The sequence below is a fragment of the Gordonia sp. UCD-TK1 genome (assembly GCF_001691435.1).
Lineage (GTDB): Bacteria > Actinomycetota > Actinomycetes > Mycobacteriales > Mycobacteriaceae > Gordonia > Gordonia hongkongensis.
This window is the reverse complement of sequence record NZ_LZMP01000004.1, coordinates 124,910-138,348: the sequence shown is the minus strand read 5'-3', so window position 1 is coordinate 138,348 and position 13,439 is coordinate 124,910. Positions and strand designations below refer to the sequence as shown.

Below are 13,439 nucleotides of genomic sequence, written 5' to 3'. Positions count from 1 at the left end.
GCCATGGTCCTCGCCGCCGCCGTCCTCACCGGCGTGTTCAACGGCACCGGGATGGTCGACGCCATCGCGCACTGGCTGGCCGATGGCATCCCCGACTGGATGGGCCCCCACATGGCCATCGTGATCGGCGTGCTCTCGATCCCGCTCACCTTCCTGATGAGCAACGACGCCTTCTACTACGGGGTGCTGCCGGTCCTGTCCGAGACCGCGACCCGCTACGGCATCGACCCCACCGAGATGGCGCGGGCATCGATCACCGGCCAGACCGTGCACATGCAGAGCCCGCTGGTCCCGGCGATCCTGCTGCTGGTCGCACTGGCCGGGGTCACCCTGGCCGACCACCACAAGAAGGTCCTGTGGCGCGCCACGGTCGTCTCGCTGGTGATGCTCGCCGTCGGGGTCCTGGTCGGGGCCATCCCGTTCTGATCCGGCATCGATGACCGCGATCCAGGAGCGCAGGTGTCGGACACCCTTCGTGACGGCCCTCCGCAAGCTCCGGGCCTCCTCAGGGAGCGGGGCCCGGATCGCCGCGTCGGCGTGCCTGCCCCGCAGCGAGCATTAGGCTGACGTCATGCGTTTGCGGACGCAGGTGCTGCTCCTGCAGCTGGCGGTGATAGCGGTCAGCCTCGCGGTCGGGTTCGGTCTGGTCATCGCCGGAGCCGACGACCGGGTGCGCGACGAGTACGCACAGCGCGCGCTCGCCATCGCGCAGTCGGTCGCCGCCGACGCCGAGGTCCGCAGCGAGGTCGCCGCCCATCCCGGTGACCGGGTGGACGCGGCGGACCTGGTCGACGGCCCGCTGCAACGGCAGGCGGCGGCAGTACGAGCCCGGACCGGAGCCCTGTTCGTCGTCATCGGCAACGACCGCGGCATCCGTCTGGCACATCCCGAGGTGACGGAGCTCGCCAGGACGGTCTCCACCGACCCGTCGAAGGTGCTGTCCGGATCGAACGAGGTGAACACCGACCGGGGCACCCTCGGCGAGTCGGTCCGCGCGAAGGTCCCGGTCCTGGACGCCGACGGCGCAGTCGTCGGGTTCGTGAGCGTCGGTGTCTCCACCGAACGCCTGGGCTCCGAGACCCGCACCGACATCGTCGCGATCGCGCTCCTCGCGCTTGCGGCACTGGGTATCGGCGGGGTGGGTTCGGTGCTGCTGGCCCGTCGGTGGCGCCGACTCACCCTGGGTTTGGAGCCCGACGATCTGGCCGAGCTCGTCCGGGAACAGGGGGCCGTGCTGCACTCGATGGCCGACGGGGTGCTCGCCGTCGACGCCGACGGCATCGTGCGCGTCGTCAACGACCGGGCGCGTGCGCTGCTCGACATCAACGCCCCGGTCGGCACCCCCGCCGGCGACCTCGGCCTGACCCCGCGGGTGGCGACCGTCCTGGCGACGCCGACCGACGAACCCCTCGCCGCCGGTGTCGGCGAACGGGTGGTCCTGGTGAGTTCCCATCGGGTGCGGGCCGACGGTCGCGACCTCGGCATGGTCCTGTCGGTGATCGATCGCACCGACGTCGAAGCACTCAGCCGCGAGGTGGATTCGATCAGGTCGATGAGCACCGCCCTACGCGCACAGCGCCACGAGACCGCCAACCGGATGCACGTACTCGCCGGCCTCCTCCGGCACGGGCACGCCGACGAAGCGCTCGCCTACCTGGACGAGGTCACCGGAACCGGACCGGGAGGGGCGCTCCTCGCCGGACTCGACAACGTGCGCGAACCACACCTCCACGCGTTTCTCGACGCGAAGGCGGCTCAGGCGCGCGAGCGCCGGGTGGTGCTGCGACTCGGGGACCAGACCTGGATTCAGGGCGTGCTCACCGAACCCGTCGTCGTCACCACCGTGGTCGGCAACCTCGTCGACAACGGGATCGATGCCGCGTCCGGACCGGACGGTGCACAGCCCGGTGAGGTCGAGGTCGAGGTCATCGCCGACGGCGACACGGTCCTGGTCACCGTCGGGGATTCTGGACCCGGCATCGCCTTCGAGGACCCCTACGACGTCTTCGCCGAGGGCGCCACGACCAAATCCGGCGCGCACGTACCCGGCGGCCGCGGTATGGGACTGGCCCTGGCCCGGCAGATCGCGCGCCGGGTCGGTGGCGACGTGTGGGTCGCCGATGCGGGGGGATGCGTGGCCGCGGACGATGGCGAACCGGGCGGGGCAGTGTTCGTCGCCCGCCTGCCCGGCGTGCTCGCGCCGACGGACCAGGCCGAAGACGACTCGTACAGCCAGACCGACGAACCGGGAGTGACCCCATGACCGACGACCTCGGCGTCTTGATCGTCGACGACGACTTCCGGGTCGCGGCGCTGCACTCCGCGATCGTCGACGCCGTCCGGGGCTTCACCGTGCGAGCCCGGGCGGGCAGCATCAGTGCGGCACGTCAAGCGATCGCCGAACATCCCGACATCGATCTCGCACTCCTCGACGTCTACCTGCCGGACGGTTCGGGCATCGAACTGGTCGCCGAACTCGACTGCGACTGCTTCATCGTCGGTGCCGAGACCGACGCCTCGGCGGTACGAGGCGCGATGCGTGCCGGTGCGCTCGCCTACCTGATCAAACCCTTCGACGACGCCGACCTCGCGCGTCGGTTGGCCGGCTACGCCCAGTACCGGCGGATGCTGGCGGGCGAGAACGTCGACCAGCACGCCGTCGACGCAGCGCTGTCGGCACTGCGGTTCGGCACCCGCGCCGCGGACCGGGCCGAGGGGGGGTCGCCGACCGAACAGCGGATCCTGGCGTTGTTCGCCGAGGGCGCTCCGCTGTTCGCCGACGATGTGTCGCGGGAGATCGGCATCGCGGCACCGACCGCGCGGCGGCACCTCGCGAATCTCGTGGCGGCCGGACGGTTGACGATGTCGCTGCAGTACGGCGCCACCGGGCGGCCCCGGCAGGAGTATCGACTGCCCGGGGGGTGACAGCGGGATCGGTCGGCACGGGGCGCGGGTACCGGCCCGAGGATTAGAGTGGTGATCCATGACGATGCATGTCGAGACCGGGAATCCGGATCTGATCACAGTGGATGTCCCGACCCATTGGTACAACCTCGCGGCCGAACTCGACTCCCCGATCCCGCCGCACCTGCATCCGGGCMCCAAGGAACCGGTCGGGCCGGACGATCTCGCCGCGTTGTTCCCGAGTGGCCTCATCGCGCAAGAGGTGTCCACCGAGCCCTACATCGAGATCCCCGAACCGGTGCGCGAGATCTACCGGATGTGGCGGCCGTCGCTGCTGATCCGCGCGCGTCGTTTCGAGGAGGCGCTCAACACCAGGGCGCGGATCTACGTGAAGTACGAGGGTGTCAGCCCGGTCGGCAGCCACAAGACGAATTCGGCTGTCGCGCAGGCGTACTACAACAGCCTCGACGGCGTCACCAAACTGACGACGGAGACCGGAGCCGGTCAGTGGGGGAGCGCACTGGCGTTCGCGGGTGCGCAGTTCGGCATCGACGTCGAAGTGTGGCAGGTCCGTGCGTCGTACAGCTCGAAGCCCTACCGGGGGTTCCTCATCCGCACCTACGGCGGGACCATCCACCCCAGTCCGTCCGAGCTGACCGAGTCGGGTCGCGCGATGCTCGCCAAGGACCCGAACACCACGGGTAGCCTCGGGATGGCCGTCAGCGAGGCCGTCGAGGTCGCCGCCTCGAACCCCGACACCCGTTATGCGTTGGGCAGCGTGCTCAATCACGTGGTGCTTCACCAGAGTGTCATCGGGCAGGAGGCCGTCGACCAGCTCAACGCGGTGGAGCCGGGTGGCGCCGACGTCGTGTTCGGCTGTGCCGGAGGCGGTTCGAACCTCGCGGGGTTGTCGTTCCCGTTCCTGCGGGAGAAGCTGCACGGCCGCTCGGATCCGCGCGTCATCGCCGCCGAGCCCGCCGCGTGCCCGTCGATCACGCAGGGGGAGTACCGCTACGACCACGGTGACGTCGCCGGACTCACCCCGTTGCTCAAGATGCACACGCTCGGTATGGATTTCGTGCCCGACCCCATCCACGCCGGTGGTCTGCGCTATCACGGCATGGCGCCGGCGCTGAGCCACACGGTGGAGCTCGGTCTGGTGCAGGGTGTCGCCATCTCCCAGCACGACGCGTTCTCCGCGGGCGTGCAGTTCGCCCGGACCCAGGGCATCGTCCCCGCTCCCGAGTCGACGCATGCGATCGCGGCCTGCGCCGCGCACGTCGCCGACAGCGACAAGGACGAGGTCGTCGTGATCGGGCTATCGGGCCACGGGCAACTCGATCTGCCGGCGTACGCCGAGTTCCTCGAGGGCAACTTCTGAGTCGATCCGTGATCCCGGTGATGCGGACGGTCGGCGTCGACCTGTCCGCATCGCCGGCGAAAACAGCTGTCGCATGCGTCGATTGGGATGCGGAGAGGGCCGTGCTCACCGACCTCGTCGTGGGCGCGGACGACACCGCCATCCGACGCCTCGTCGAGGGATCGACCCGCATCGGGATCGACTCCCCCTTCGGCTGGCCCGACGAGTTCGTCGACTTCGTCGTCGCGCATCATCGCAACGAACTGTCGAAGGGGCGGGAGCTCGACGACATCGCCCGTCGACGACCACTTGCGTTGCGTCGCACCGATCTGCGGATCGTCGATGCCGGTGTCGGCCGCCCGCTCAGCGTGTCGGCGGACCAGATCGCGCACGTCGCGTTCCGATGCGCCGGCTTGCTCGCAGACCTGGGCGTCGACGACCGCGTCGACGGGTGGGCGGTCGAGGCGTATCCCGCGGGGGCACTCAAGCGCTGGGGACTGACCTCGCGCGGATACAAACGGGCCGCCAATGTTTCGGTGCTCGCCGGGCTCGTCGTCGCTCTCGAAGAAGCTGCGCCATGGTTGGATCTCAGCGTTCATGCCGAGACCATGGCCCGTGACGACGACGCGTTCGACGCCGTGATCACCGCGCTGATCGCGCGCGCCGCCGAGCTCGGCCGGACCGTCTTGCCCGATGCCACCGACCGGCCGGTCGCCGCGCGGGAGGGTTGGATTCACGTACCCACCGCCGAACTGGCGGAACTGATCTGAGTCGTGGTCTCGATCAGTCCAGCGACAACCGCATGAGCACGCGCGGGAATCCGGCGAGGACGGACGAGGTGTCTGCCGCCTTGGTGAAACCGGCCTTCTCGAACAGGCCGCGGGTTCCGACGTAGGCCATCGTCAGATCGACTCTGGCGCCCTGATTGTCGACGGGGTAGCCCTCGATCGCCGGCGCACCGTTCGACCGCGCGTAGTCGACGGCCCCGGCCAGCAGTGCGTGCGAGATCCCCTGCTTACGATGACCGGGGCGGACCCGGATGCACCACACCGACCACACCGGCAGGTCGTCCACGTGGGGGATCTTCCGGTTCCGGGCGAAGCTCGTGTCCGCGCGCGGCGAGACGGCCGCCCAGCCGACGACCTCGCCCGCGTCGTCGTAGGCGAGCACACCCAGCGGAATGCCGCTGTCGCACAGCTCTTTCACGAACTCTCCGCGCTGCTCGCGGACCAGCTCCTGGTTCTGCTTGCTCGGGATGCGGTAGCTCAGGCACCAGCAGACGTTCGACGTCGGTTTCTTCGGACCGACCATCGTGGCGATGTCGTCGAAGATCGTCGCGGGCCGGACCTCGATGGGCATGCGTCCATCGTCGTCGGCTCGGTCCGGGACGGCAAGCGGGCCGGTGTCAGCCCTGTGGCTGTCGCTCACGCCCCTGCTCCCTCATCCGAAAGAACGACATAACCATTGCTCCCTGAGGTGCGAGGAGCGCCAGCGACGAGCCACGAAGGGTTAGGGAGCCGACTGTGCCGGTCCGGCCCCGAAGACGGTGCGGTACCAGATCGCGGTGAGGATCTCGATGGCCGTGTCGTCGTCGGGTACGGGCCCGGCGGCGTCACCGCGGACCGCAAGCCAGGTCCAGCACGTGGATTCGAGGGTCGCGACCAGCGCGGACGCCAGCGGCTCGAGCGGCAGCCCGATGGAGTAACCCGCGCGCTCGGCACCGTGCAGACCGGACAACACCTGCTTCACACCGGACACCCGGTTGGCCAGCCAGCGGTTGCGGAAATCGTCGTCGGTCATCGACATCTGGAACAGGCCGATGATCTCGGGCAGGTACTTCTTGTACGTCGTCCAATACGCGGTCACGGCCGCGCGGACGCTCGCCTCCGGCTCGGTGTGCCGGGTCGCGAGCGACTGCTCCACCACTTCGTCCGAGAATTGATCCAGCAGGGCTTCGAGCAGTCGGTCCTTGCTGTCGTAGTAGTTATAGAACGAACCGGTCGACCGGCCGGCAGCGGCGGAGATGTCCGAGATCTTGGTGTTCAGGTAGCCCTTTTCGGCGAACGTCCGGCGCGCGGCGTCGAGAAACGCGGCCTCGGTCTGGCGACCTTTGTTCGTCGGCGGCACCGTGAGCTCCTTCCGCGGACCGATTCTCCATCGAACCATGTGGACGGTCGATGACCGCACTCGGATCGACGGGAAGTGTGACCCTTGTCATCTTCTGAACCTGAATCTAGCATCAGAAAAATCGCAGAGACAGGAGTTCGGCATGGAATCGTTCGTCCAGCACCGCAAGGGGCGCACGCCTCGGCAGGTGCACCGAGATGTCGCCGATCTGAAAGACGATGAGCTCGGACGATACGGTTTCACCGGCCGCACGGCACATCTGTATCGACGCAACGACCCGACGCAGTTCCGGGCGGTGGGCACCCACACCGGCGTCGATCGAATCGTCACCGACCTCGCGCCCACCGACCAGAACGACCCCGCGGGTGAGCCGCTGCTGATGTTCCATAACGAGGACTGCCGGATTTCTTTGAGTCGTCGGAAAGAGGCCGCTCCGTTCTGGTTTCGCCCGGTCGACGGCGACGAACTCGTCTTCGTCCACGAGGGCACCGGGTATTTCGAGACCGAGTTCGGTCGATTGCCCTACCGGCCCGGCGATTACGTATATCTCCCCAAGGGGTGCACCTATCGTCAGGTGCCCGACGGTGCGTCGTTGCTGCTCGTCATCGAGGCGGTCGACGAGTTCCGGGTGCCCGAGCCCGGCATGCTGGGCAGGTTCTTCCCCTTCGACTCCTCGCTCGTCGTCGTTCCCGAGGCGGAGGCGTTCGACGGTGACGGCCGAGACGAGTACGAGGTGCGGTTCCGGCAGCGGGAGGGGCAGACATCGCTGTTCTACCCGTTCCACCCGCTCGACGTAGAGGGTTGGCGTGGAGACAATTTCCCGTTCACGTTCAACATCGAGGACTACGACGTCATCACCTCCGAGACGGTGCATCTGCCGCCCACGGTGCATCTGTTCATGCAGGCGACCGGGGTGTACGTGATGAACTTCCTGCCGCGCCCCGCCGAGGCGCGCAAGGGTGCCGAACGGCTGCCGTGGTACCACCGGAACACCGACTTCGACGAGATCGCGTTCTTCCACGGCGGCAGCATGTTCGGAGTCGGCATGCCGCCGGGTCTGATCTCCCACGCACCCCAGGGGATGCATCACGGCATCCCGGAGCGGGCGCGAGAGCGTTCCCGGCGCAAGTTCGACGAGTTCGACCGCGTGGAATGGCAGGTGATCTCGATCGACACCCGTCGACGGTTGATCGCCGCACCCGCACTTTTCGAATCCGGGGTCGCGGACTCCGCACAGGCCGACGCCGGGTCACGAGTATGAGCGACCGGGGGGACGTGCCCCGTCACGACTACGACCGTATTCCGTACCTCGTTGTCTTCGAAGATCTCTCGGCGTACCAGGACACCTACGGCGGGGTCACCGAGAGCGTGGTGCTCGAGAGCTACCTGCTCCGCCCCCGTGGCGTGCCGTCGAAGAGCGTCATCGTCTTCATGCACCCGATCGGGGGCGGCGCCTACTTGCCGATGACCAACGCGCTGGCTCGCGCCGGCCACCATGTCATCTACTGCAACAGCCGGTATCGCGGCGTCGACAGTGCACTGATCATGGAGAAGGTGGTGCAGGATCTCGGTGCGTGCGTGAAGGATGCGCGCGAACGCCTCGGTTACGAGAAGGTCATCCTGGCCGGGTGGAGCGGCGGCGGCGCACTGTCGCTGTACTACCAGCAGCAGGCACAGCACGCGACGGTCGCCGCCACACCTGCCGGGGAACCGCCGGACCTGACCGCCCTCGACCTCCCCGCCGCCGACGGCATGATGCTGCTCGCGGCGCACGTCTCGCGGCACGGCACTCTGACCGAGTGGATGGACCCGTCGATTCTCGACGAGTCTGATCCCGACAACCGCGACCCGGAGCTGGACCTCTACAACCCCTCGAACCCGAACCAGCCGCCGTACTCGGCAGAGTTCCTCGACCGCTACCGCGCGGCGCAGATCGACCGCAACCGGCGGATCACCGCCTGGGTGAATGAGCGACTCGTCGATCTGCGCGGGCGTGGCGAACCGCTGATGGAGCGCGGTTTCATCGTGCACGGAACGATGGCCGATCCGCGCTGGCTCGACCTGACCGTCGACCCCAGCGATCGCAAGTTCGGTTGCTACCTGGGTGATCCGCGGATCGTGAACATGGGCCCGGTCGGGCTCGCCCGGTTCACCACCCTCCGAAGCTGGTTGTCGCAGTGGAGCTTCGACGACGCCAACGGCGACGGTCCCCGGTGTGCGGCCGATCTCACGGTCCCGACACTGGTCATCGGTAACTCCGCCGACAACGCGTGCACGCCCAGTCATACGCACCGCCTCTTCGACGCGGTCGGTCATCCCGACAAGACCCTGCACACCATTGTCGGTGCGACGCACTACTACTCGGGCCGGGACCAGATCTCACACCTGAAGGAGGCGGTCGGGACCATCACCGAGTGGCTGGCCGAGCGGTCGTGGGCCAACTGACGGCCTGGGTTCGCTGAAAACCGCCCGGTGGAAAGGGCTCGGGGACGTAGCGTTCGGTGTCCATTTCTGGTGGTCGGTTATCAGCTTGGCTTTCTCCAGGCAGGCGACCGGCTGCGGTGGTACCCCCGAGCGATGATCTCGGCGATGTCCGCATAGGTGTCGGCCCAGTCGCCGAACACCTGTGCATAGGTGACCCGCAACGGAAAGTAACCGCGTGAGATCAGCTTTCGGTCTCGGGTGCGATCCTCCTCGTACTTCTCGATCCCGGTGTGATGTTCGACGCTGTCCAGCTCGAGCGCAAGCCGTTCTCCGACCAGCAGATCGACCCACCCCACACCGGGTACGTGGTGCTGGACCGTGACTCGCAGGCCGGCGCTCCGGAGACGTAGGCGGGCTGCTGTCTCGGTTCCCGACGCGGCGAGTCGGCGCGTCATCGAACTCGGCGCGAAGTAATGCGGGGGTGATCTTGCCGGTGTTGAGTGCGGAGTCGCACAGGATGACGAATCCCTCGACGTCGAAGCATCGGGCGGCGTACTGCAATGCTGTCGCGACATCGTCGACGGCGCCGTTGGCCGGGGTCGCCGGCCGTACCGTCGGCACCTGTCGTGGATCGGCGTCGCTCGTGGCGCGTCACACGCGAATGCACTTGTTCGGGATGTTCAGGTATCCAGAGTCCGTGGCGTCGTAGCGCGGTCGCACAGGAGACGACGCCATGATCGGCGACTGCCTCGACCACTTCTGGTTCGGCGGCCTCGGTCCGGTACCACCCGTGGCGTATCGACGAGAGCGTGCCGGAACGGCACGCATCCCGGATCGATGCGGCGGTCTCGCCGGCGGCCAGGAGTTGATGGGTGGCGACGACGCCGCCGAACCGCTCGGTGAGCTCGTCGAAGGTCATGCGGGACAGTGTCTATCGTGGCGGCGGGCAGAACCCGGCGTCCGAGACGTCTGTGGATTACTACGTCAGCCGTGTGAAAACCGCCCGTGGAAAACGGACAGCCGGCAGACCGTCGTCGGGTCCGCTCCACTGGGCGGTTTTCAGACGACGGTCATTCCAGCAGCTTCTTCTGCACCTTGCCCATGGCATTGCGCGGGAGGGACTCGACGAATCGGATCTCGCGCGGCCGCTTGTGATTCGACAGCTCGCCGGCGACGAATTCGATGAGCTCGGTGTCGGCGACCTGGTCGCCGACGACGTAGGCGACGATGCGTTGGCCCAGGTAGTCGTCGGGGACGCCGATCACCGCCACCTCGCGGACCGCCGGGTGGGCGAGCAGGACGGTCTCGATCTCGCCGGCCCCGATGCGGAACCCGCCGGACTTGATGAGGTCGGTGGCTCGTCGGCCGACGATGCGGTGCATCCCGTCTCCGTCGATGACCGCGACGTCACCGGTCGCGAAAAAGCCGTCGGGACGCCAGGATTCGGCAGTCGCTTCCGGACGATTCAGATACCCGGACGCCATCATCGGGCCGCGGACGTGGAGATCGCCCACGCTCTCGCCGTCGTGGGGTAGCGGCTTGCCGTTCTCCACCAGCCTGGTCTCCACGTGGGCGAGCGGGAGTCCCACCCATCCGGGCCGGCGCTGTCCGTCGACGCGCGTGCTGACGGTGATCAGTGTTTCGGTCATGCCGTAACGCTCGACGATCTCGTGGCCGGTGAGCTCGTGGATCCGCTCGAAGACCGGCACGGGAAGGGGGGCGCTGCCCGACACCAGGACTCGCGCCGACGACAGCGTCTGTGCCGCAGCCGGATCGCCGGCGACGCGGTTCCACACCGTCGGGACGCCGAAGAACATGCTGGCGCCGGCTCGCGCGGCGGAAGCGTATCCGTCCGCGGTCGGGGTGACGGTGTGGATCAGTCGCCCGCCCCGTCGCAGGGGACCCAGGACCCCCAGGATCAACCCGTGGACATGGAACAGCGGAAGGCCATGCGCCAGAGTGTCGTCGGCGGTCCACAACCACGCATCGGCGAGTGCGTCGAGGCCCTCGGCGATGCTCTGCCTGGTGATCGGAACACCTTTGGGGAGGCCGGTCGTGCCGGAGGTATAGAGGATCAGTGCGGTCGAATCGGCGTGCGGTTCCGGGTGACGGTGCCACGATTTCGCGTAGCGGCGGACCGGGATGACAGGAATGGTGGGTTCGGCGGGGGCCTGTCCGAGCCACGCCTGTGCCCCCGAGTCCGCGAGGATGTGCTCGAACTCGCGCGGCCCGGAGTCGGGCGGAACGGGGACGACCGGCACCCCGGCGATCAGCGCGCCCACCACCGCCAGCACCGTCTCCACCGTCGGCGTGGCCAGTACCGCGACGGTTCGGGCACCGGCGATCCGTTCGGCGACCGCCGTCGCGGCCCCGACGAGGTCCTCGCGCGACAGCTTGTCGTCGCCGACACGGATCACGGCGGGATCGTCCGGTGCGGTGGGGGTCAGGGTGGGCAGCAGCACGTGTTCACTGTGCCACGACGGGTCCATCCCGCCCGTCACCTGCGCAGATCGCCGAGGTCACACGGCGTGCGCCCCTCACGCCGACCGCCGTCGGCGGTGGGACACCCCGACCCGCGCTCCTGAGCGCATGCCCTCGGCGCCGATGGCATGATCTCGTGCACACGCAGCGACCGATCGGGGGCAACGATGTCTGAGCGCTTTCACCTGAACACCATGCGCCTACGAGACCCGGCCGAACCGGGCCGGACGGCCAGCACGCTCGAGCTCTTCTTCGATCTGGTCTTCGTGGTCGCGGTCAGCATCGCGGCCGTCCAGCTCCATCACGCACTCACCGAGAACCACATCGTCGACGGGGTCGTGTCGTACGCCTTCATCTTCTTCGCCATCTGGTGGGCGTGGATGAACTTCACCTGGTTCGCGACATCGTTCGGCACCGACGACTGGCTCTACCGGGTGCTCACCTTCGTCCAGATGGCGGGTGTGCTGGTGCTGGCCGCCGGGATCGAGCCCGCCTTCGTCGACCACGAGTTCACCCTGGTCGTGTTCGGCTACGTGGTCATGCGCGTCGCGATGGTCGCGCAGTGGTTGCGCGCTTCCGGCTCTGCCGGAGACCGCCGCCGGACGACCCGGCTCTATGCCGCCGGGATCGCCGTCGTCCAGATCCTGTGGCTGCTATGGCTGCTCGTACCGTCGGGAGCAGCCGCAACCATCGGGTTCGTGATGCTCGTCGGTGCCGAGCTCGCGGTGCCGGTGGTCGCCGAGAAGCAGGGAAACACTCCGTGGCATCCGCATCACATCACCGAACGGTACGGACTGTTCACGCTGATCCTGCTCGGCGAGAGCCTGTTGGCGTCGTCGAACGCCATCATCGAGGCGCTGCACAACGAACAGGAGCTCGCCCCGCTGATCTCGATCGCGATCCTCACGTTCATCGCGACCGCCGCGCTGTGGTGGATCTACTTCTGGCCGCCGCACCACCGGGCCATCGGATCGCTCGCCGACTCCCTCCGGTACGGATACGTCCACTACTTCGTCTTCGCCGCTGCTGGTGCCTTCTCGGCCGGTATCGAGGTCGAGATCGACGTCCTGACCCACCACAGCGAGTTGACGGAAACCCAGGCGTCGTTCACTGTCACGATCCCCATCGCGGTCTTCATCTTGGGCATCTGGTGGATTGCTCTGCGCGCCAACGCCGATCGCGTGGTGAACACCGTGGTACCGGTCGGTGCGCTCCTGGTCCTGCTCGACCCGGTCATCCCGGTCCCGTTCGCCTTGACCGCCGTCTTCCTCGTCGCGATCGTCGTCGTCCTGGTCCTTCGACCACCGCTCACCACGGCCGGCGACCCGCACGTGTGACTACCGCATCGCCGCCATGATGCCGGTGAGCAGCCAGCTGCGTAATCGCGCGGTGCTCCAGTTCCGTTCGACGGTGAAGTAGCGATGGGTCGCCGGGCCGGTGAGATAGCTCAGTATGTCGGCGAATTCATCGACCCGGGTGTCGGAGATCAGGCCCCGGTGGACGAACCAGTGGCAGCCGGTGTGCACGTCGTCGAGCCGGCGGAGCTCAGACCGCTCGAGCTGTTCGCCGATGGCCGGGTCGGTGTCGGCCGCCAGCGTCGCGGCATGCCATAGATCGGCGATCCGGCTGTTCGCGGCGACGACGTGGTCGACGTACCGCCCGATGGCGCGATCGGTGTCGGTGTCGTTCATGATCGCGATGAACTCGGGTCGCTCGAGCAGCGAGACGAACTTCTCGTCACCGGTGAAGGCGCGTTCGAGGACGGCCGTCATGAGGGACGCTTTCGACCCCGCCTGATGCACGGTGCCGACGGACACCTCGGCCTGCTGCGCGATCTGCTGCACGGTGGTCCGCGAATATCCCTGCTGGACGAACAGCGCCTGGGCGGCGTCGAGGATGCGTGTCCGCGTCTGCGCGGCGCTGATCGCGCGCTTACGCGGTGTGTAGGGGCGTTTGCTCACGCCGGCCTCCGGTCGGGTCGGACTCCAACGACAACGATAGTAGTGGCGTTGCTGGGCTTCGCCCAAAGGTCGATCACGGTCCCCGAATTCACTTAGCCCGCTGAAGTGCAAAGATGGGACCGATTACGCGAGAGTGATCATCCGTCGTCTAATTTGGTTAGAGTCGAGCTCTATCCAAATGG

The 13,439-nt window shown here is 67.7% G+C and carries 13 protein-coding genes; 8 read left to right on the top strand and 5 right to left on the bottom strand.

Going from position 1 to position 13,439, the window contains the following annotated elements; translation table 11 throughout:
* The 5 genes from A9310_RS04325 to A9310_RS04305 all read left to right on the top strand — a co-directional run.
* On the top strand, positions 1-426 hold a 426-nt coding region (locus tag A9310_RS04325; protein ID WP_254661171.1), incomplete at its 5' end, for an SLC13 family permease.
* Positions 427-571: 145 nt separating this feature from the next.
* The gene (locus tag A9310_RS04320; RefSeq protein ID WP_065629511.1) at positions 572-2,263 is read left to right on the top strand and encodes an ATP-binding protein; all 1,692 of its coding nucleotides are present in this window, start codon (positions 572-574) and stop codon (positions 2,261-2,263) included.
* The gene (locus A9310_RS04315) at positions 2,260-2,925 is read left to right on the top strand and encodes a response regulator (protein ID WP_065629510.1); all 666 of its coding nucleotides are present in this window, start codon (positions 2,260-2,262) and stop codon (positions 2,923-2,925) included. The genes A9310_RS04320 and A9310_RS04315 overlap by 4 nt, the downstream gene beginning before the upstream one ends.
* Before the next feature lie 58 nt (positions 2,926-2,983).
* A complete protein-coding gene (locus A9310_RS04310) occupies positions 2,984-4,285 on the top strand; it encodes a TrpB-like pyridoxal phosphate-dependent enzyme (RefSeq protein ID WP_065629509.1) in 1,302 nt (433 codons plus the stop codon).
* 20 nt (positions 4,286-4,305) lie between these two features.
* On the top strand, positions 4,306-5,034 hold the full coding sequence (locus A9310_RS04305; protein WP_175401073.1) for a DUF429 domain-containing protein: 729 nt from the start codon (positions 4,306-4,308) through the stop codon (positions 5,032-5,034).
* A gap of 13 nt (positions 5,035-5,047) precedes the next feature.
* Here A9310_RS04305 and A9310_RS04300 read toward each other — a convergent pair whose 3' ends face one another.
* Positions 5,048-5,623, bottom strand: coding sequence for a GNAT family N-acetyltransferase (locus A9310_RS04300; protein WP_065629508.1), 576 nt, complete (start codon positions 5,621-5,623; stop codon positions 5,048-5,050).
* Positions 5,624-5,773: 150 nt separating this feature from the next.
* Positions 5,774-6,391: a TetR/AcrR family transcriptional regulator gene (locus A9310_RS04295; RefSeq protein WP_065629528.1), complete on the bottom strand. Its 618-nt coding sequence runs from the start codon at positions 6,389-6,391 to the stop codon at positions 5,774-5,776.
* Positions 6,392-6,533: 142 nt separating this feature from the next.
* On the opposite strand from A9310_RS04295, the gene A9310_RS04290 reads away from it, so the two are divergent.
* Positions 6,534-7,652, top strand: a complete 1,119-nt coding sequence (locus A9310_RS04290; RefSeq protein ID WP_065629507.1) for a homogentisate 1,2-dioxygenase — start codon at positions 6,534-6,536, stop codon at positions 7,650-7,652.
* Positions 7,649-8,836: an alpha/beta fold hydrolase gene (locus A9310_RS04285; protein WP_065629506.1), complete on the top strand. Its 1,188-nt coding sequence runs from the start codon at positions 7,649-7,651 to the stop codon at positions 8,834-8,836. Before A9310_RS04290 ends, A9310_RS04285 begins: the two co-directional genes overlap by 4 nt.
* 80 nt (positions 8,837-8,916) lie before the next feature.
* On the opposite strand, the gene A9310_RS26210 is transcribed toward A9310_RS04285, so the two are convergent.
* Together A9310_RS26210 and A9310_RS04275 are read right to left on the bottom strand one after the other, a co-directional pair.
* Positions 8,917-9,270 (bottom strand): endonuclease domain-containing protein, encoded by a 354-nt coding sequence (locus A9310_RS26210; RefSeq protein WP_254661170.1) that lies wholly within the window; start codon positions 9,268-9,270, stop codon positions 8,917-8,919.
* Positions 9,271-9,885: 615 nt separating this feature from the next.
* Positions 9,886-11,277 carry an acyl-CoA synthetase gene (locus tag A9310_RS04275; RefSeq protein ID WP_065629527.1) on the bottom strand — a complete coding sequence of 464 codons (1,392 nt, stop codon included), beginning with the start codon at positions 11,275-11,277 and terminating at the stop codon, positions 9,886-9,888.
* Between the two features lie 186 nt (positions 11,278-11,463).
* Here A9310_RS04275 and A9310_RS04270 point away from each other — a divergent pair, with 186 nt between their 5' ends.
* On the top strand, positions 11,464-12,633 hold the full coding sequence (locus A9310_RS04270) for a low temperature requirement protein A (protein WP_083207252.1): 1,170 nt from the start codon (positions 11,464-11,466) through the stop codon (positions 12,631-12,633).
* Here the strand turns inward: A9310_RS04270 and A9310_RS04265 are convergent, their stop codons facing one another.
* Positions 12,634-13,257 carry a TetR/AcrR family transcriptional regulator gene (locus A9310_RS04265; protein ID WP_065629504.1) on the bottom strand — a complete coding sequence of 208 codons (624 nt, stop codon included), beginning with the start codon at positions 13,255-13,257 and terminating at the stop codon, positions 12,634-12,636.
* Positions 13,258-13,439 lie beyond the last annotated feature (182 nt).